This window comes from Streptomyces sp. AM25, assembly GCF_058146165.1.
In genome coordinates this window covers 67,781-86,107 of the sequence record NZ_JBKIWN010000008.1, presented here as the reverse complement: position 1 = coordinate 86,107, position 18,327 = coordinate 67,781, and the positions used below count along the sequence as shown (strand labels likewise).

The 18,327-nt window shown below is 72.2% G+C and carries 16 protein-coding genes; 6 read left to right on the top strand and 10 right to left on the bottom strand.

What is annotated here, in order from left to right:
* Nucleotides 1–52 precede the first annotated feature (52 nt).
* On the bottom strand, nt 53–1,147 hold the full coding sequence (dapC, locus tag ACLHRZ_RS12000; RefSeq protein ID WP_490418342.1) for a succinyldiaminopimelate transaminase: 1,095 nt from the start codon (nt 1,145–1,147) through the stop codon (nt 53–55).
* A gap of 116 nt (nt 1,148–1,263) precedes the next feature.
* Complete coding sequence (gene fdxA / locus ACLHRZ_RS11995) at nt 1,264–1,593, bottom strand: ferredoxin (protein ID WP_171087380.1); 330 nt, start codon at nt 1,591–1,593, stop codon at nt 1,264–1,266.
* Between the two features lie 114 nt (nt 1,594–1,707).
* On the opposite strand from fdxA, the gene ACLHRZ_RS11990 reads away from it, so the two are divergent.
* Nucleotides 1,708–2,694, top strand: coding sequence for a GNAT family N-acetyltransferase (locus ACLHRZ_RS11990; RefSeq protein WP_490418341.1), 987 nt, complete (start codon nt 1,708–1,710; stop codon nt 2,692–2,694).
* A 32-nt stretch (nt 2,695–2,726) separates the two neighbouring features.
* Entirely contained in the window at nt 2,727–3,566 is an 840-nt protein-coding gene (locus tag ACLHRZ_RS11985) for a transglutaminase family protein (RefSeq protein WP_490418340.1), read from the top strand.
* Nucleotides 3,567–3,671: 105 nt separating this feature from the next.
* Here ACLHRZ_RS11985 and ACLHRZ_RS11980 read toward each other — a convergent pair whose 3' ends face one another.
* The 8 genes from ACLHRZ_RS11980 to ACLHRZ_RS11945 all read right to left on the bottom strand — a co-directional run bounded on the left by ACLHRZ_RS11980 (nt 3,672) and on the right by ACLHRZ_RS11945 (nt 11,837).
* A complete protein-coding gene (locus ACLHRZ_RS11980; protein WP_490418467.1) occupies nt 3,672–4,244 on the bottom strand; it encodes a response regulator transcription factor in 573 nt (190 codons plus the stop codon).
* Between the two features lie 38 nt (nt 4,245–4,282).
* Nucleotides 4,283–5,482, bottom strand: coding sequence for a sensor histidine kinase (locus ACLHRZ_RS11975; RefSeq protein ID WP_490418339.1), 1,200 nt, complete (start codon nt 5,480–5,482; stop codon nt 4,283–4,285).
* A 46-nt stretch (nt 5,483–5,528) separates the two neighbouring features.
* Nucleotides 5,529–6,272 (bottom strand): ABC transporter permease, encoded by a 744-nt coding sequence (locus tag ACLHRZ_RS11970; protein WP_490418338.1) that lies wholly within the window; start codon nt 6,270–6,272, stop codon nt 5,529–5,531.
* 85 nt (nt 6,273–6,357) lie between these two features.
* On the bottom strand, nt 6,358–7,311 hold the full coding sequence (locus tag ACLHRZ_RS11965) for an ABC transporter ATP-binding protein (RefSeq protein WP_490418337.1): 954 nt from the start codon (nt 7,309–7,311) through the stop codon (nt 6,358–6,360).
* Between the two features lie 133 nt (nt 7,312–7,444).
* Entirely contained in the window at nt 7,445–10,105 is a 2,661-nt protein-coding gene (locus tag ACLHRZ_RS11960; protein ID WP_490418336.1) for a hypothetical protein, read from the bottom strand.
* Nucleotides 10,106–10,298: 193 nt separating this feature from the next.
* Nucleotides 10,299–10,688, bottom strand: coding sequence for a DUF6113 family protein (locus tag ACLHRZ_RS11955; RefSeq protein WP_490418335.1), 390 nt, complete (start codon nt 10,686–10,688; stop codon nt 10,299–10,301).
* Nucleotides 10,685–11,575 (bottom strand): N-acetyl-1-D-myo-inositol-2-amino-2-deoxy-alpha-D-glucopyranoside deacetylase, encoded by an 891-nt coding sequence (gene mshB / locus ACLHRZ_RS11950; protein ID WP_490418334.1) that lies wholly within the window; start codon nt 11,573–11,575, stop codon nt 10,685–10,687. Before mshB ends, ACLHRZ_RS11955 begins: the two co-directional genes overlap by 4 nt.
* A gap of 67 nt (nt 11,576–11,642) precedes the next feature.
* Nucleotides 11,643–11,837 carry a hypothetical protein gene (locus tag ACLHRZ_RS11945; RefSeq protein WP_490418333.1) on the bottom strand — a complete coding sequence of 65 codons (195 nt, stop codon included), beginning with the start codon at nt 11,835–11,837 and terminating at the stop codon, nt 11,643–11,645.
* A 212-nt stretch (nt 11,838–12,049) separates the two neighbouring features.
* Between ACLHRZ_RS11945 and ACLHRZ_RS11940 the strand changes: the two genes are divergently transcribed.
* The 4 genes from ACLHRZ_RS11940 (at nt 12,050) to ACLHRZ_RS11925 (ending at nt 18,315) form a co-directional block, all read left to right on the top strand.
* Entirely contained in the window at nt 12,050–14,176 is a 2,127-nt protein-coding gene (locus ACLHRZ_RS11940; protein WP_490418332.1) for a S9 family peptidase, read from the top strand.
* Between the two features lie 223 nt (nt 14,177–14,399).
* Nucleotides 14,400–15,401, top strand: coding sequence for an ABC transporter permease (locus ACLHRZ_RS11935; RefSeq protein WP_490418331.1), 1,002 nt, complete (start codon nt 14,400–14,402; stop codon nt 15,399–15,401).
* Nucleotides 15,402–15,459: 58 nt separating this feature from the next.
* A complete protein-coding gene (locus ACLHRZ_RS11930) occupies nt 15,460–17,259 on the top strand; it encodes an ABC transporter substrate-binding protein (protein ID WP_490418330.1) in 1,800 nt (599 codons plus the stop codon).
* Nucleotides 17,260–17,337: 78 nt separating this feature from the next.
* Nucleotides 17,338–18,315 carry an ABC transporter permease gene (locus tag ACLHRZ_RS11925; protein WP_490418329.1) on the top strand — a complete coding sequence of 326 codons (978 nt, stop codon included), beginning with the start codon at nt 17,338–17,340 and terminating at the stop codon, nt 18,313–18,315.
* Nucleotides 18,316–18,327: the final 12 nt, after the last annotated feature.

Sequence of the window (18,327 nt, the reverse complement as noted above, 5' to 3'; positions counted from 1 at the left end):
CCGGGAGAGCGACTCGCTCTCCCGGGCCCCTTTCGCATCACGGGTGCCGCGCCTACGCCAGGCGACGGACCGCCGCCTCCACCCGCTCGTCGGTGGCGGTGAACGCAATCCGCACGAACCGCTCGCCCGCGGCGCCGTAGAACTCACCCGGCGCAACGAGGATGCCGCGCTTCGACAGATCGGCGACCGTGTCCCAGCAGGGCTCGTCGCGCGTGGCCCACAGGTACAGCGAGGCCTCGCTGTGCTCGATCCGGAAGCCCGCGGCCTCGAACGCGGCCCGCAGCTTCGCCCGGCGGCGGGCGTAGCGCTCGCGCTGCTCCGCGACGTGCGCGGAGTCGCCGAGGGCGGCGACGGTGGCCGCCTGCACGGGCGCGGCGACCATCATCCCGCCGTGCTTGCGGATCTGCAGCAGCTCGCCGAGCACCGCGGCGTCACCGGCCAGGAAGGCGGCACGGTAGCCGGCCAGGTTGGAGCGCTTGGAGAGCGAGTGGACGGCGACGATGCCCTCGTACGAGCCGCCGCAGACGTCCGGGTGCAGCACGGAGACCGGGTCGGCCTCCCAGCCCAGCTCCAGGTAGCACTCGTCGCTGAAGACCAGCACCCCGTGCTCGCGGGCCCAGGCGACCGTGCGGCGCAGCTCGTCCATGGACAGGACGCGGCCAGTGGGGTTGGACGGCGAGTTCAGCCAGAGCAGCTTCAGGTCCGTCGGGTCCAGGTCCGTCGGCTCGTCGTAGACGACGGGCTCGGCGCCGGCCAGCCGGGCGCCCACCTCGTAGGTGGGGTAGGCCAGGCGGGGGTAGGCGACCTTGTCGCCGGCGGTCAGGCCGAGCTGGGTCGGCAGCCAGGCCACCAGCTCCTTGGAGCCGACGATCGGGAGCACGTTCGTGTGGGCGATGCCCCGGGCGCCCAGACGGCCCTCCGCCCAGCCGGTCAGCGCGTCGCGCAGCGCGGGCGTGCCCCACACCGTGGGGTAGCCGGGGCTGTCGGCGGCCTCGGTCAGGGCCTGCTGCACGATCGCCGGGACCGGGTCGACGGGGGTGCCCACCGACAGGTCGACGATGCCGTCCGGGTGGGCGGCCGCCGTGGCCTTGTACGGCTCGAGCCGGTCCCAGGGGAAGACGGGGAGACGGGAGGAGACTGCGCCCACGTGATCGCTCGCTCTCTTGTGCTGGCTCTTGTACTGGCTCGTGTTCTGGGGTAGTGCGACACGAACGCCGCGGCCCCGTACGGCGGAAGGCCGTACGGGGCCGCGGGCGGCTGCCGTCAGTGCTGCGGGTTGATGTCCGCCGGCAGCGCGGCGATGAAGGGGTGGTCCCGCTCGATCAGGCCGAGCTTGGAGGCGCCACCGGGCGAACCGAGCTCGTCGAAGAACTCGACGTTCGCCTTGTAGTAGTCCTTCCACTCCTCCGGGGTGTCGTCCTCGTAGAAGATCGCCTCGACCGGGCAGACCGGCTCACAGGCACCACAGTCGACACATTCGTCCGGGTGGATGTACAAGGACCGGGAGCCCTCGTAGATGCAGTCGACGGGGCACTCCTCGATGCACGCCTTGTCCTTCACGTCGACACAAGGCTGCGCGATGACGTAGGTCACGCTGTCGTTCCTCCTCGGTAGGGCCAATCTCGCGCGGGAGCGCGGCGTCGTCGATGCCCACACCTAGTATCTCCCTCCCCGGGCACATGACGAACAAGAGGGGCGGGCCGAGCTGTGGAATTCACCACGGGCGGAAGACTGGAAGTCCGGATCACCGCGGCAGATGTGGGAAAAAGGGTCTCTGTACGACGCCTGAACGACTCCGTCCGGTCCCCGGAACGGTTCACCGACACCGTCGGAGAGCTCGTCTCCTGGGAAGGCGGTGTGCTGCGGATCACTCGCAGGACTGGGGAAACCATTGAAATTCCGGAGCGGTCGCTCGTCGCCGGCAAGGTGGTGCCCGCCGCTCCGCCCCGCCGCCGGGGCCCGGCGGCCACGGTGCGCGAGCTCCAGGAGACCGCGGCGCGCGGCTGGCCCGCCCAGGAGGCGGAGCGGCTGGGCGACTGGACCCTGCGGGCCGCGGGCGGCTTCACCGCCCGGGCCAACTCGGCGCTCGCCCTCGGCTCGCCCGGGCTGCCGCTGCCGGAGGCCGTGGACCGGGTCGTGGAGTGGTACGGGCGGCGCGGGCTGCCGGCCCGGTTCCAGATTCCCGCCGGGCACCCGGAGGCGGACGAGGCGCTCGACGCCGAGCTGGCGGGGCGCGGCTGGACGGTCGAGCGGCGCGCACTGATGCAGACGGCCGCGCTGGCACCGGTCGCCGACACCGGGGCCGACACGGGCGCGGTGCTGCTCTCCCGCGAGCCGGACGCGGAGTGGCTGGCCGTGTACGGGCCGACCGAGGGCGGCGCCGAGGACGTGCCGGCCGTGCTGACGGGCGGGCCGTCGGTGTGGTTCGCGTCGGTGCCGGGCGCCGCGATCGGGCGGTGCGTGGTCGACGGCCGGTGGGCGGGGTTCAACGCGCTGGTGGTGGCCCCCGACCGGCGCCGGCAGGGGCTGGGCGGGCTGATCATGGCCCGGCTGGCGCAACAAGCGCTGGACGAAGGCGCCTCCGCGGCGTATCTCCAGGTCAGAGCGGACAACGACGAGGCCGGGGCGCTGTACGGCGGGCTCGGCTTCACCACCCACCACGCCTACCACTACCGCCGCGAGCCGCGGCCGTAGTCACGGCCGCACCATGGAGGAGGGAGGCAGCCATGGACGACATCTCCGAGCGCCGGCGGCGGTTCGCCGAGGCGGCCCGTGACGAGCGGCCCGACCTGGCGCTGCTGTGCCTGCTGGTCGAGCAGGAGGCGACGGCCGGGGACCCCGGCGAGTCCGCCGTCGACGAGGCGCAGATCGAGCTGGACCGCCTCGCCGGGCTGCTGCCCGCGCTGGGCCGCGGGGCGGAGCCGCGGCACTGGGCGGAGGCGCTCGCGGAGCTGCTGGGCGGGCGGTGCGGCTTCCACGGCCTGCCCGCCGACTACCGGCGGCTGGAGTCCTCGCTGCTGGGCGCGGTGCTGACGCGGCGGCGCGGCCTGCCGATCCTGCTGTCGGTGGTGTGGCTGGAGACGGCCCGCCGGGCCGGGGCGCCGGTGTACGGGGTGGCCCTGCCGGGCCACTTCGTGGTCGGCTTCGGGGACCCGTACGGGGACCACGTACTGGCCGATCCGTTCGACGGGGGACGGATCCTGTCCGAGGACGACGCGGGGCTGCTGGTCGCCGGGGCGACCGGGGCACCGCTGTCGCCGTCGGTGTTCTCGCCCGCCGAGCCGCTGGACATCGTGCTGCGGATACTCAACAACATCCGTGCGTGGGCGGCGGCGCGTCCCGAACGCACCGACGTCCAGCTGTGGGCGGTGGAGCTGTCGCTCCTCCTGCCCAGCCATCCGGCGCGGTTGCGCTTCGAGCGCGCCGAACTCCTCGTGGAACGGGGGGATTTCGCGCGGGGCGCGCGGGAGATGGAGGAGTACGCGGAAGTCGTCGCAGCGGCGGACCCGACGGTGGCGGAGTCGGTCCGGCACCGGGCGCTGGCGGCGCGGGCGATGCTGAACTGACCGTGCGGTCAGCAGGGTTGCGGCAGGTTCGGCACCGCCGTACTGCACCGTCGTGGTTGCTCGCCGTTGCGGCGGATCCAAAAGGTGCGGCACCTTTTGGATCCCCTACAGCCACCCCTTGTCCCGCGCAATGCGAACGGCCTCCGCGCGGTTCCGTGCCCCCGTCTTCTGAATGGCCGTCGACAGGTAGTTGCGGACGGTGCCGTTCGACAGGTGCAGCCGCGCAGCGAGTTCCGCGTTGGTGGAGCCGTCGGCCGAGGCCGTGAGGACGGCGCGTTCGCGGTCCGTCAGCGGGTTGGCGCCGTCCGCCAGGGCCGCCGCGGCGAGGGTCGGGTCGATGACCCGCTCCCCGCGCAGCACCCGGCGCAGTGCGTCCGCCAGCCGCGCCGCGGGCGCGTCCTTGACCAGGAAGGCGTCCGCGCCGGACTCCATCGCCCGGCGCAGATAGCCAGGGCGCCCGAAGGTGGTCAGGATGACCACCTTCAGCGCAGGCAGTTCACGGCGCAGCAGCGCGGCCGCCTCCAGGCCCGTCATGCCCGGCATCTCGATGTCCAGCAGCGCGACATCGACCGGCGTGGCCTTGGCGGCGTCCAGCACCTCGTCCCCTCTGGCCACCTGGACGACCACGTCGATGTCGTCCTCCAGTCCGAGCAGGGCGGCCAGGGCTTCCCTGACCATGGACTGGTCCTCGGCGAGGAGTACGCGGATCTGCTGAGTCACACGGACAGGGTAGGCGGCCGGGAGGCCGCCCTGCGCGAGAGCGGGACGCAGGCCCGCAGCCGGAAGCCGCCGCGCTGCGCCGGGCCCGTCTCCAGCCGCCCGTCGGCCAGCGCCAGGCGCTCCGTCAGGCCGGTCAGGCCGTTGCCGTACGGGCCGCCCGGGCCGTGCCCGTCGTCGGTGACCGTGAGGCAGAGCTCGTCGCCCTGTTCCTCGACGGTGACCTCGCAGCGGCGGGCCCCGCTGTGCCGCACCACGTTGGTCACCGCCTCCCGCAGCGCCCAGGCCAGGGCGCCCTCCGTGTCGGGCGCCAGGTCCGGGTGGTGGGCGGGCGCCCCGGCGAGGTCGACGGCGATGCCGGCCGCGGCCAGGGCGGTACGGGCCCCGGCGAGCTCGGCCTCCAGGGTGGGGCGGCGAAATCCGCTCACCGCCTCCCGGACGTCCACCAGGGCCTGCCGGCTGACCTTCTCGATGTCCGCGACCTGCTGTGCGGCCTTCTCGGGGTGCTCGGGGAGCATCCGCCCGGCGAGCTCGCTCTTGAGCGTGATGAGGGAGAGCGAGTGCCCGAGGAGGTCGTGCAGGTCCCGGGCGAGCCGCAGCCGCTCCTCGTTCGCGGCGAGGTGGGCGACGGTCGCCCGCGCCTCGCGCAACTCCCGCATGGTGCGGCTCATCTGCATGACGGCGATCATCGCCGCGCCGCCCAGGAAGGTGGGCAGCACGAGCATCAGCACCTCGACCGTGGCCGCGTGCTCGACCGTGCCCAGCACGAAGACGGTGAGCGAGACGAACGGGACGGACCGCAGCGACCACTTCAGCGGCAGCATCACGCCGCTGGAGATGGAGACGTACACCAGCAGGACCGTCCACGCCCCGCCCAGCGTCAGCGTGAGCGTCACCGCGAGGACGTACAGCCCCGCGAGCAGCGCCGTCCGCCGGCGGGTGTCGCCCTCGGACCGCGGGGCGAGGACGAGGTAGAAGTAGCCGCCCACGAAGGAGGCCAGCCCGATCCAGCCGAGCTGGACGGCGAGGGCCGAGTGCCTGCCGCTCCTCAAGTCGTCCACCGCGTAGTACATGTACGACATGTAGAGCAGCGTCCAGCAGGCCTTGATCAGCAGGTGGCGCCAGTCCTCCGGCGCCTTGCCGACCCGGGCGAAGGGGCCCTCCCCGATCTTCTTCGCGGGGTCGTTGTGCTCGTTCATGCTCGCAGTCTCCCCGTCACCTGCCGGGCCGATAACTGACACTCCGTCAGGACTTGTGCGTGTCCTTGCGGTACAGCCACGCGGCGGCACCGGCGAAGACCGCACCGTAGGCGACCATCAGGGCCAGGTCCTTGACGTGCGGGGCGTGGCCCTGCTCGATGGCCTGGCCGAGCGCCGCGTAGGCGTGGGTGGGCACCCACTCCGCGATCTTCTGCACCCAGTGCGGGAAGGTCGTGGTCGGCATCCACAGGCCGCCCAGGATCGACAGGGCGAAGTAGACGATGAACGTGACGGGACGCACGGCGTCGCCCGTGACGAGGTAGCCGATCGCCACGCCCAGCGCGGCGAAGACGATGCTGCCCGCCCAGATCGCCACGGTCAGCGCGACCCACTGCCAGGCCGCGTCGAAGCGCACGCCCTTCACAGCCGCGGCGACGACGAACACGACGAGGATCGACGGCAGCGACACCACGGCCGCCGAGGCGATCTTCGCCGTCACATAGCCGCGGCCCGGCAGCGCGGTGAGGCGCAGCTGGCGGACCCAGCCCTTCTCGCGCTCCTTGGATATCCGCTCGCTGTTGCCCACCAGGACGGCGGTGATCGCGCCGAAGGAGGCCATCGAGACCATCATCAGCAGCGGGAGCGTCAGGTGCGTGCCCTTGACGATCTCCTCGGTGCTCGCACCGCCCGCGATCATCAGGTAGATGATCGACGGGTAGGCGACCGAGAAGAACATGAACCTCTTGTTGCGCAGCGTGCGCATGATTTCGAGCTTGATCAGCGTGTTCATCGGGATATGCCTCGCGAGACGTGTCCGGGTACTGCGGCGGAGCGGTTGCGGCCGGGGGTCCGGGGGGCGTCCCCCGGGAAACACGTCACAGGGCAGCCTCTTCGGCGGTCGCGGCTTCGGTGATGGCGATGAATGCCTGCTCCAGGCCGAGGCCCGCGACCTCCAGGTTGCGGGGGAAGAAGCCGAGCCCGTAGAGCGCGTGCACGGTGGAGTCGGCGTCGTGGGACTGGATGCGGACCGTGCGGCCCGATATCTCCAGGCCGGAGAGGAACGGCAGTTCGCGCAGGGCGGCCTCGTTGACCGGCCCCTCCAGGTCGAAGACGATGCGCCGGGCGCCGGCCTTCGCCTTGATCTCGGCGGCCGAGCCGTCCGCGAGGACCCGGCCGCGGTGCAGCACGATCACGCGGTCGGCGATCGCGTCGGCCTCCTCCAGGTAGTGGGTGGCGAAGAGCACCGCCCGGCCCTCGTCGGCCTGTTCGCGCATCACGGCCCAGAAGGCCTGGCGGGCCGAGACGTCCATGCCGGTCGTCGGCTCGTCGAGCACGATCAGCTCGTTGGCGCCCGCGGTGGCGAGCGCGAAGCGCACGCGCTGCTCCTGGCCGCCGGAGAGCTTGTTGACCATGCGGTCGGCGATCTCCTCGACGCCCGCGTTCTTCATCACGCGGTCGACCGGGTAGGCGCGCGGGTGCAGGTCGCAGGCGAGCTTCACCAGCTCGCGGACCTTCACGTCCTCCATCAGGCCGCCGCTCTGCAGCATCGCGCCGACCTTGCCCTGCGCGATGGCCTGCTGCGGGGTCGTCCCGAAGAGCTGCACCCGGCCCGCGTCGGGGTTGCGCAGCCCGAGCAGCAGGTCGAGGGTGGACGACTTGCCCGCGCCGTTGGGGCCGAGCAGGGCGACGGTCTCGCCCGGGTGGAGTTCGAGGTGGAGGTCGGCCACGGCCTTGACGCTGCCGTAGGACTTGGTGACGTTGTCGAAGCTGACCACGGGGGCGCCGCCGGTGCGGCGCCCGTCCCCCGTGAACGTTGCTGTAGTGGTCATGCCGACCATCATCCCCGGCCGGGAGCGGCACCTGCAGTGTCGGTCGTCGTGAACGCGGGATGACAGATGTCACGGATCCGCGCGACGGGCCCCTCGCACCGGTCGGTACGAGGGGCCCGTGGGCGGTTTCCGGTCAGCTGCCGTTGACCGCGATCGTGGCGATGCGCTCGGCCGGAGTCTTGCCGCGCAGGGCCTTGCCGAGGGCCCCGGCGACGTCCTGCGGCGTGACGGGCTTCTTGGTGCCGTCGCCGCGCTGGATCAGGACGCCGTTGAAGGCGCTCCCGTACAGCTCCTTGAGCGCCTCCAGGTCATAGCTCTCGACGAGCTTGCCGTTGACCTCCTTGACGGAAAGGATCTTCGGCAGCGAACGGTCCGGGCCGAACTGGATCTTGTGCACCGGATCCGTCTGCACGGTGACCAGACCGGACATCGCGGGCTCCGCGAAGTCCTTCATCATCCGGTCGACCTCGGCGTTGCTCACCTTCGGCTGCTGGCCGGAACTGGGCAGCGCCACCGGCTGGTCCGGGCCGCCGGCCACCCGGGCCTTGTACGCGTCCGAGACGGCCTGCACCGACTTGTCGATGTCCAGGCCCTCGTGCGCCTTGCCGTAGACGGCGACGGCCTTGCCCTGCTCGAACCTGATGGTGCCGTCGCCCGCCGCGCCGGTCTCGCCGGACAGCGCCTTGAGCGCGGAGCCGATCTTCTCCTCGTCCGCGACCACGGTGGGCTCGGCCTTGCGGGAGCCGCCGAAGAGCGAGCCGATGACGGTCAGCGGGTTGTAGTCCCGCCCGGACACGGACCGCACGGTGGCCTGGGTGTCGATGGACAGGCCCGCCACGGACGGCTTGAGCTGCGCCGTCCTGCCGCCGACCGTGACCTGCAGCGGGGCGCCGGCCCGGCTGCCCAGGGCGGAGTCGAGCTTCTGCACGGCCGCCTCCTTGGAGCTGCCGCCGATGTCGACGCCGAGCACGGTGGTGCCGTTGGGCACGTCCGCGTGGTCCATCAGCAGGCCGGCGCCGTACGCGACGCCGACCAGGCCGACGATGCCGCCGCCCAGCAGGACGAGCCGCGAGCGGCCGCCGCCCTTCTTCTTGGGCGCGCTCTTCTTCGCCGCGGGGGCGGCCTTCTTCTCCTCGGCCTTGGGCGCGGCCGGGGGCGGCGGGACCTGCGTCTTGGGCTTGGGCACCGTCACGCGGGGCGCGCCGCTGTCTATCGGGGGCTTCGGAACCTGTCCGGCCGCCGGGGGCACGGCGGCGGGCACGCCGCTGACCAGCGTCTCGCTGGACGGGGCCGGAACCGCTCCGCCGCCCTTGCCGCCCTTGGGGCCGCGCTTCTTCTTGGAGGGCGGCGCCTGCGACGTCAGCTGCGCCTCGGGCTGCACGGCGGGGAACTGCTGCGTGGCACCGCCGGCTGCGGCGGCAGCGTCGACCGCCGGGCCGACGCGCTCCCAGCCGCCCTTGCCGCCGGGCGCGGGGACGCCGTGCGCAGGCGTGCTGCCGGTGGCCGAGGGCCCGCCGGGCCAGTCGTCGACGGCCTGGCCGTTCGGCCAGGGCGTGGCGCCCGTGGTGGACGGGTCGCCGGGTACGGGCAGGGAGCCGGTGGTCGAAGAGCCGCCCGGCCAGTCGTCGACCTGGCCGACCGGCTGCTGCCACGGCGTGGCACCCGTCGTGGACGGGTCGCCGGGCACGGGCAGGGAACCGGTCGTCGACGGGTCCGCCGGCCACGGCGTCGCACCGGTCGTCGAGGAACCGCCCGGCCAGTCGTCGACCTGGCCGACCGGCTGCTGCCACGGCGTGGCACCCGTCGTCGACGGATCACCGGGCACGGGCATCGTCCCGGTCATGGACGGATCGCCCGGCACCGGCATGCTGCCGGTGGTCGAGGGGCCGCCGGGCCAGTCGTCGGCGGGCAGGTCGTTCGGGTGCTGCCACGGCGTGGCACCGGTCGTCGACGGGTCGCCGGCCACGGGTGCAACGCCCTGCCACGGCGAACCGCCGGAACCGGCAGCGCCGCCGGGGGCGGGCCAGTCGTCGGCCACGGGGGCGGGGCCGCCGCCCGGCACGGCACCCGTGCCCGTGGCGGCGGAGTCGCCGGGCCACGGCGAGGCACCGGCCGCCGCCGGGTCGCCCTCCGCGGCGGGGCCGCCCACGTACGGCGCGTCGCCCGAGCCCACGGAGCGGCCCGGCGCGCCCTTCTCCCACAGCGAGCCGGTGCTCATGCCGGCGGGCGGGCCGCCGCGCCACGGGGCCGACGAGCCGGGGGCACCGCGCTTCGGCAGCGGCGGCCTGCCGCCCTGTGCCGCGGCCGGGGCCTCCGGCGTCCGGGGCGCGGGCCGGGCGGCGGGGCCGGGATCCGGCGCGGGAGCGGCGGGGGCGGCCGGGGCCGGGGCGCCGCCCGCGGACGGCTTGCGGGGCGCGAACCAGTCGCTGGTCTTGTCGGCGGCCTTCTCCCCCGCCGGCTCCGCCGCGGCGGGCACCTCGGGGGCGGCCGGGGCGGGCGCGGGCGGAGCGGCCTGGGCGGCGGGCGCGGCGGCCGGGCGCTCGTCGGTGTCGCCCCCCGCGACGGGGGTGCGCATGACCACGGGCGGGATCGGCCGCGAGCCCGGGATGTTGATGCGGATCCGCGTCGTCAGCGTGGTCTCGGTCAGCTTCGGCTCGTCCGGCCCGGCAGCCGCGGCCGCGCCGTCCGTGCCGGGGCCGGAGGCGGTCCCGTACGGCGGCGTGCCCGAGGGGTAGGCGGTGGCGCCGCCGCGACCCTGGGGCGTGGAGGACGAACTGTCAGATTCACGGCTCAAAGCAGGTTCTCCCGGTTACTCTTTGCCGCCCTCGTTGACCTCGCTCGGGGTCACCCATCGCCGGAGGCCAGGGGGAGGCTCGGCGGCGCGCACCACCATACTGGGCACCACGGGCGCGTATTTGACGACCGCCGGATCAGGCCACGGGCCGTGCGAGCGGCAATCGCGCCGACGTCAGGCAGAAATGGTCACGTCACTTGCCAAGTCGGGCCGCAGGCCCGCCCGGTTGCGGCAGCCTCGGGAGCGTGGCACACATCACAGCCACGATCATCCCGCCCAGCAGGAAGACATAGGAACCGATCCCCGCCCCGAACAGGAAGTCGCCCTCCGGCCGGGTGGACGAGAGCATCAGCACGGCGACGAGCCAGCCCGCGCCGGGTGCAGCCCCGCCGATCCGGGTGCCGGTGGCCGTCAGACCGCCGTAGCAGAGCCCCGCGATGCCGAGCAGCGCGAGCAGCAACCCGCCGGGGAACCAGCCGCCTTGGACGAGCGCCCCGGCGACGCCGACGGCGAATCCGAGGACCGCCAACAGGACATACGCCGCGAGGCGCCCGAAACTGGGCGGAGTGACAAGGCCGTTCATGCGTCCACTCCTGCGAAGAGGTCGTGCTCCCGGCCGCCCTCGGCGGCGGGTCTGCCCTTGACGAGCCGGTAGTACTCGCGCGGGAAGAGCGGCTGGCCCAGGTCGTTCGAGAGGGCGAAGAAGGGGCCGTCCACGGCGATCTGCGTGGCGTGGGCGCGCATCGCGGCCGCCTTGGCGGGCGCGTACGCAGCGGTGTCGATTTCGGTCGTGACCTCCGCATCCGGCAGCACACCGGGCACATCGGACGCGGTGGCGATGCCGGGGAAGGCGTTCTCCCGGCCCATCGCCCGCAGCCGGGCGAAGCCCGCCTCGACGACGGAGAGCGGGACGCAGTTCCAGTAGACCTTGGCGATCGTATGCGGCTCGCCGAGGTCGCGGCGGAAGTCCGGCTCGGCCGCCAGCCCGGCGGCCCGCATGGCGACGCGGTGAGCCTGGATGTGGTCGGGGTGGCCGTAGCCGCCGTCCGGGTCGTAGGTGACGAGGACCTGCGGCCGCACCTCGCGAATCACCTCAACGAGGGATGTGGCGGCCTCGTCCGGGTCGGCCTGCCAGAAGCACCCGGGGCGCTCGTTCTGCACGGAGGCCATCATCCCGGAGTCGCGGTACCGCCCGGGGCCGCCGAGAAGGCGGTGGTCGGTGACGCCCAGCTCCTTCATCGCGGCCGCCAGTTCGCCCTGCCGGTGGGCACCGAGGGTGTCGTCCCGGTCCGCGGCGAGGTGCGCCAGGTCCGGCGGGATCACCTCGCCCTCCTCGCCGAGCGTGCAGGTCACCAAGGTGACGTGGGCACCCTCGGCCGCATACTTGGCCATGGTCGCGCCGTTGTTGATCGATTCGTCGTCCGGGTGCGCGTGCACCAGGAGCAGCCGGCGGCCGGGAAGGTCGGTCATGGCTCCAGACTACGAGCCGCGGCGGCCCGCCGGGGAGCGGGCCCGGGCGGCGCGGGCCGGACGCGGGTCAGATCTTGAAGCCGCTGATCATCGTCGCGAGGCTCGTCGTCGCCTGGCGGATGGTCGGCCCGATCGTGGAGCTCGACAGGTAGAAGCCCAGCAGCATGCAGAGCAGGGCGTGGCCGGTCTTCAGTCCGGACTTCTGGACCAGCAGGAAGACGATGATCGCCAGCAGCACCACCAGCGAGATCGAGAGTGCCAAGGCGGTTCACCTCCAGGTACACGCGGTCGGTCGGACGAAGGCATGCTCGGGCGGGACACGGCGCGGGATGCCGAAGACATACCCACGGTGCGCGAGCGATCATAACTTTCCGTGCCCCCGCATGACTCGGTGCACGGAAGCAAACCCGGGGCGCACGGCGAGTTCTCGCCGTTCCGAACGGCACCGGTGGTACGCGCCGTAGGCTCGCGCACATGACCGGACAGCTCTCGTTCCCCCGTCAGCACGCCCGCACGCAACGCTTCTCCCTCGGTGTGCCACGGTCGTTCACCGTGGCGCCCGACGGCACACGGGTCGTCTTCCTGCGCTCGCATTCCGGTACGGACCGGGCGAACGCCCTGTGGGTGCTCGATCCGGAGACGGGCCGGGAGCATCCGGCGGCGGATCCCGCCGTCCTGCTGGGCGGATCCGCCGAGGAGTTGTCCGCCGAGGAGCGGGCGCGGCGCGAGCGCACCCGCGAGGGGTCGGCGGGGGTCGTGGGGTACGCGGTGGACGGCGCCGTCGAGTTGGCCGCCTTCACCCTCTCGGGGCGGCTCTTCGTTGCCGAGCTGCGCAGCGGCACCGCCCGTGAACTGGACGTCCCCGGCCCGGTGATCGACCCGCGCCCCTCCCCCGACGGCCGCAGGGTGGCCTATGTCTCCGGCGGCGCCCTGCGGGTGGTGGAGGCGGACGGCAGCGGCGACCGGGCGTTGGCGGAGCCGGACGGCCCCGGGATCGCCTGGGGGCTCGCGGAGTTCGTCGCGGCCGAGGAGATGCACCGCTTCCGCGGCTTCTGGTGGTCCCCGGAGGGCGACGCGCTGCTCGCGGCCCGCATCGACGACGGGCCCGTGCAGCGCTGGTGGATCGCCGACCCGGCGAACCCGGGCCGCGAGCCCGCCGAGGTCGCCTACCCGGCGGCCGGCACGCCCAACGCCGAGGTGACGCTCTCCCTGCTGCGCCTGGACGGCACCCGCACGGACGTCACCTGGGACCGCGGCCGCCACCCCTATCTCGCGCGGGTGCACTGGTCGGCGTCCGGGGCCCCGCTGCTGCTCGTCCAGTCGCGGGACCAGCGCTCCCTGGCGTACCTGACGGTGGACCCGGGCACGGGCGGCACACAGGTGCTGCAGACGGAAGAGGATCCGAAGTGGCTTGAACTGTTCGCCGGTGTGCCCGCCTGGACCCCGGACGGCCGCCTGGTGCGCATCGCCGACCGGGACGGCGCGCGGGTGCTGCTGGCCGGCGACCGGGCGCTGACCGGACCGGAGTTGCACGTGCAGTCCGTGCTGGACGTCGCCGCCGACGGCGTGCTCGTCGCCGCGTCGGCGGGGCCGGAGGCGGCGGACGACGAGACGGGCGAGGTGCACGTGTACCGGGTCGACGAGAGGGGCGCGGAACGGCTCTCGACGGAGCCCGGCCGGCACTCGGCCGTGCGGTCGGGCGCGGTGACGGTGCTCGTCTCGGTGTCGATGGAGCGCCCGGGGGTCCAGGTGCGGGTACTGCGCGACGGCAAGCAGACCGCCACGGTGCCCTCGTACGCCCAGACGCCGGTGCTCACCACGCGCGCCCGGCTCACCCGCGCGGGCTCCCGCCGCATTCCGTGCGCCGTCGTGCTGCCCTCCGGCCACCGGGACGGCGACGGGCCGCTGCCGGTGCTGATGGACCCGTACGGCGGTCCGCACGGGCCGCGGGTGGCCGCGGCGCACAACGCCCATCTGACCTCGCAGTGGTTCGCCGACCAGGGCTTCGCCGTGGTGGTCGCCGACGGGCGCGGCACCCCGCACACCTCCCCCGCGTGGGAGAAGGCCGTCCACGAGGACTTCGCGGGCGTCACCCTGGACGACCAGGTCGAGGCACTGCACTCGCTCGCCGCGGAGTACCCGCTCGACCTGGCCAGGGTGGCCATCCGCGGCTGGTCGTACGGCGGTTACCTGGCCGCCCTCGCCGTGCTGCGCCGCCCCGACGTCTTCCACGCGGGCGTCGCGGGCGCCCCGGTCACCGACTGGCGGCTGTACGACACCCACTACACCGAGCGCTATCTGGGGCACCCGGACGAGCGGCCGGATGTGTACGCCCGCAACTCCCTCGTCACGGACGGCGGCCTGTCCCAAGTGGCGCAGCAGCACCGGCCGTTGATGATCGTTCACGGCCTGGCGGACGACAACGTCGTCGCCGCCCACACCCTGCGGCTCTCCTCCGCGCTCCTCGCGGCGGGCCGGCCGCACGAGGTGCTGCCGCTGTCCGGGGTGACGCACATGACCCCGCAGGAACAGGTTGCCGAGAACCTTCTGCTGCTCCAAGTCGACTTCATCAAGCGATCTTTGGGTATGCAGCAGCCCTGAGAGTGAATCGGCCGCGGCGCGCTTGACCTCCCTGTCAAGCACGCCGCCACCTCGATCTGCACAACCTTCGCTCAAGATGCGGCAGAGCCCCGTGTCTTCCATCGCAGCCCCCTTGACTGCACCGTAACTCCATTGCCAAAGTCCGCTCAACCCAACGTGTTCGATATGTCACTCCTTGATCAACGCGCGGGGAACCGAGACGACTTGGCGGGGGATGCACGCGATGACGAGCCCTTCCCGGAGCAGCGCAAGCAGCGCCCTCGACGCCGCACCGGCCGCAGCGCCGCCGGTGGGACGCTCGCCCGGGCAGCTGATGTGGCGGCGCTTCAGGCGTGACCGCTCGGGAGTGATCTCCGCCTGGGTCGTGCTCTTCTTCTTCCTCGTCGCCGTCGCGGCCCCGCTGATCTCCATGGTCTACGGCAAGAACCCGACGGAGACCTACGGGCTCGACGAGTCCGGCCTGCTGAACCAGTTCGGCTACCCGATCGCCCCCAACGGGGGCATCTCCGGCCGCTTCTGGTTCGGCATCGAGCCGACCCTGGGCCGCGACGTGCTGACCCAGCTCGTCTACGGCATCCGCACCTCGCTGCTGATCGCCACGGCGGCCACCGCGCTCTGCGTGGTGACGGGCGTCCTGGTCGGGGTGACGGCCGGCTATCTGGGCGGCCGCACCGACTACTTCCTGGGCCGCTTCATCGACCTGCTGCTCGCCTTCCCCCAGCAGCTGTCGTTCGTCGCATTCACCCCGGTCGTCTACTCCCTCTTCGTCAGCCCCGAGAAGGAGACCCCGACCTACCTCCGGGTCATCACCCTGATCCTGGTCCTGTGGGTGCTGGGCTGGATGGGTCTGGCGCGGCTGCTGCGCGGCCAGGTACTGAGCCTGCGGGAGCGGGAGTTCGTCGAGGCGGCGAAGGTCACCGGGGCCTCGCCCTGGCGCATCATCACCAAGGAGCTGCTGCCCAACCTGTGGACGCCGATCCTGGTGCAGTCGACCCTGATGCTGCCGACCCTGGTGACGGCCGAGGCGGGGCTCTCCTTCATCGGCGTGGGCGTCGTCGAGCCCACCCCCGACTGGGGGCGGATGTTCGCCAACGGGGCGAAGTACTACGAGAGCGACGTCACCTACATCTTCTTTCCCGGGCTCGCGATGATCATCTTCGTGGTCGCCTTCAACCTGCTCGGGGACTCCGTCCGGGACGCCTTCGACCCCCGCACCCGGCGCTGACCGCCCCGGCGGCCCGAACCGCACGCTCCACCGTCAACCGACAGGCAGGTGCAGATCGATGAGGACGACAGTCAACCGCAGGGCACGGCGGACGGCCGTGGTGCTGGCCGCCGGCGCCCTGGTGCTCACCGCGTGCAGCAGCGGGGGCGGCGGAGGCGGCGGCGGGGCGACCGACAGCGCGGGCCCCGGCCAGGACAAGAACGTGGCCGCCAACTACTCCCTCGGCACCGCCACGGACTCGACGGGCCCCGCCCCGGCGCCCTCGGGCGCCAAGAAGGGCGGCACCGTCACCGTCCTCCAGCGCGACGCCTTCCACCACCTGGACCCGGGCCAGATCTACTACGGCGACATGCTGATCAGCCAGCTGCTCTACAACCGCACGCTCACCGGCTACAAGATCGGCGCCGACGGGAAGGTCAAGGTCGTCGGCGACCTCGCCACCGACACCGGCACCTCCTCCGACGGCGGGAAGACCTGGAAGTTCACGCTCAAGGACGGGCTGAAGTGGCAGGACGGTTCGCCGATCACCTCGCAGGACGTGCGCTGGGGCATCGAGCGGCTCTACGCCTCGTTCGAGACCGACGGCCCGCAGTACATCCAGCAGTGGCTCTCCGGTGACGGCACCAGCTACCGCAAGGCCCTGCCGGACGGCCCGTACGACGGCAAGCACCTGCCGTCCTCGGTGCTGGACACCCCGGACGCCAGGACCATCGTCTTCCACTTCCTCAAGCCGCACGCGGACGCCCCGTTCGCCACCGCGATGCCCAACGTCGGCCCGGTGAAGGCCGACAAGGACGGGAAGCAGAAGTACGACAACGCGCCCTTCTCGTCCGGCCCTTACCAGGTGGCCGACTACAAGACGGGCAAGTCGCTGACCCTGGTGCGCAATCAGGGCTGGGACCCGAAGACGGACCCGATCCGCACCCAGTACCCCGACAAGTTCGAGATCAGCTTCGGCCACCAGGCCACCGACTCCACCCGGCGGCTGCTCGCCGACCAGGGCCCCGACAAGTACGGCATGTCGTACACCAACGCCGTCGCGCCGGAGATGGTCGAGCAGGTGCTGAAGGACCCGGGCACCAAGGCGCGCCGCTTCATCGAGATCCAGCCCTACCTCGACGTCATCAACTTCAACATGGACCGGCTCAAGGACATCAGGGTCCGCAAGGCCCTCGCCTATGCCGTGCCCAGCGGACAGATCATCCAGCAGATCGGCGGGGCGACCGCCGGACAGCTGGCCACCAACCTGATCTCCCCCTCCATCGACGGCTACAAGGCCTCCGACCCGTTCGGCAAGAAGGCCAAGCCGAACGGCGACCCTGACAAGGCCAGGGCCCTGCTGAAGGAGGCCGGCAAGGAGGGCCAGGAGATCGTCTACGCCTACGCCAACACCGACGTCCAGCAGAAGGTCTCGGTGGTCGTCACCCAGGCCCTGGAGCGCGCGGGCTTCAAGGTGCAGAAGAAGGAGATCGACGCCAACGTCTGGGACAACTCGATCGCCGAGGTGAAGAACGGCTTCGACATCTTCCGCACCGGCTGGGGCGCGGACTGGCCGGTCGCCTCGACCGTCGTCCCGCCGCTCTACGACGGCCGGGTGATCTCCGACGGCGCCCAGAACTACGACCACCTCAACGACCCCGCCGTCAACAAGGAGATCGACCGCATCAATGCGATCCCCGACGTGAAGAAGGCGGCGCCGGAGTGGATGAAGCTCGCCGACAAGATCCTCACCGATGACGTCCCGGCCGTGCCCACCTACGCCAACCTCCAGTTCTCGCTGTGGGGTTCGGGGCTCGGCGGCGTCAAGTACCACCCGGTGTACGGCTACCCGGACCCGTCCGGCGTCTTCGTGAAGTAGCCGCGGAGGCGGCCGGGACCTGGCGGTCCCGGCCGTCCACCGTCCTCCGTCCCGCCCGAACCGTGAGGCAGCGCAGCCATGCTGAGATTCCTCGCCCGCCGGACCGCCGGCGCGCTCGTCATCATCCTGCTGATCAGCGCGATCACGTTCTTCCTCTTCTTCGCGCTGCCCTCCGACCCGGCCCGCATGTCCTGCGGCAAGAACTGCACCGCCGACGCGCTCGCGGTCATCCACAAGAACCTGGGCCTCGACCGGCCGGTGCCCGTCCAGTACTGGCACTACATGGTGGGCATCTTCACCGGCCGCGACTTCTCCGTCGGCCACTGCGCGGCCCCCTGCTTCGGCTACTCCTTCTCCAACCAGCAGCCGGTCTGGGGCACCATCGTGGACCGCTTCCCCACCACCCTGTCGCTCACCGTGGGCAGCGCCGTCGTCTTCCTGACCGTCGGCGTCGGCTTCGGCATGATCGCCGCGGCCTTCCAGGGCCGGTGGCTCGACAAGTTCTTCAGCTCGCTGTCGCTGGTCGCCAACTCGCTGCAGATCTACTTCGTCGGCGTCCTCGCCCTCGCCGTGTTCGTCACCGGCCTGCACTGGGCGGACAACCCCGCCTACTACCCGATCACCGAGAACCCCGGGAAGTGGTTCACCGGGATGCTCATCCCCTGGCTGGTGCTCTCCATCATCTTCGTCGCCAACTACACGAGGATGACCCGCTCCCAGATGGTCGAGCAACTGGGCGAGGACCACGTCCGCACCGCCCGCGCCAAGGGCCTGAGCCACCGCACGGTCTTCTTCCGCTACGCGTGGCGGGGGGCGCTCGCGCCCATCGTGACCATCTTCGGCATCGACCTCGGGTCTCTGTTCGGGGGCGCCATCATCACCGAGTTCACGTTCAGCCTGCACGGGCTGGGGAGGCTTGCGGTCGACTCCGTCAGCCAGACGGATCTGCCGACGCTGATGGCGGTGATGCTGATCAGCTGCACGGCGATCGTGGTGGCCAACATCGTCGTCGATGCCGCCTATGCATTTATCGATCCCCGGGTGCGGCTCGCTTAGTCGGGTGCGGGC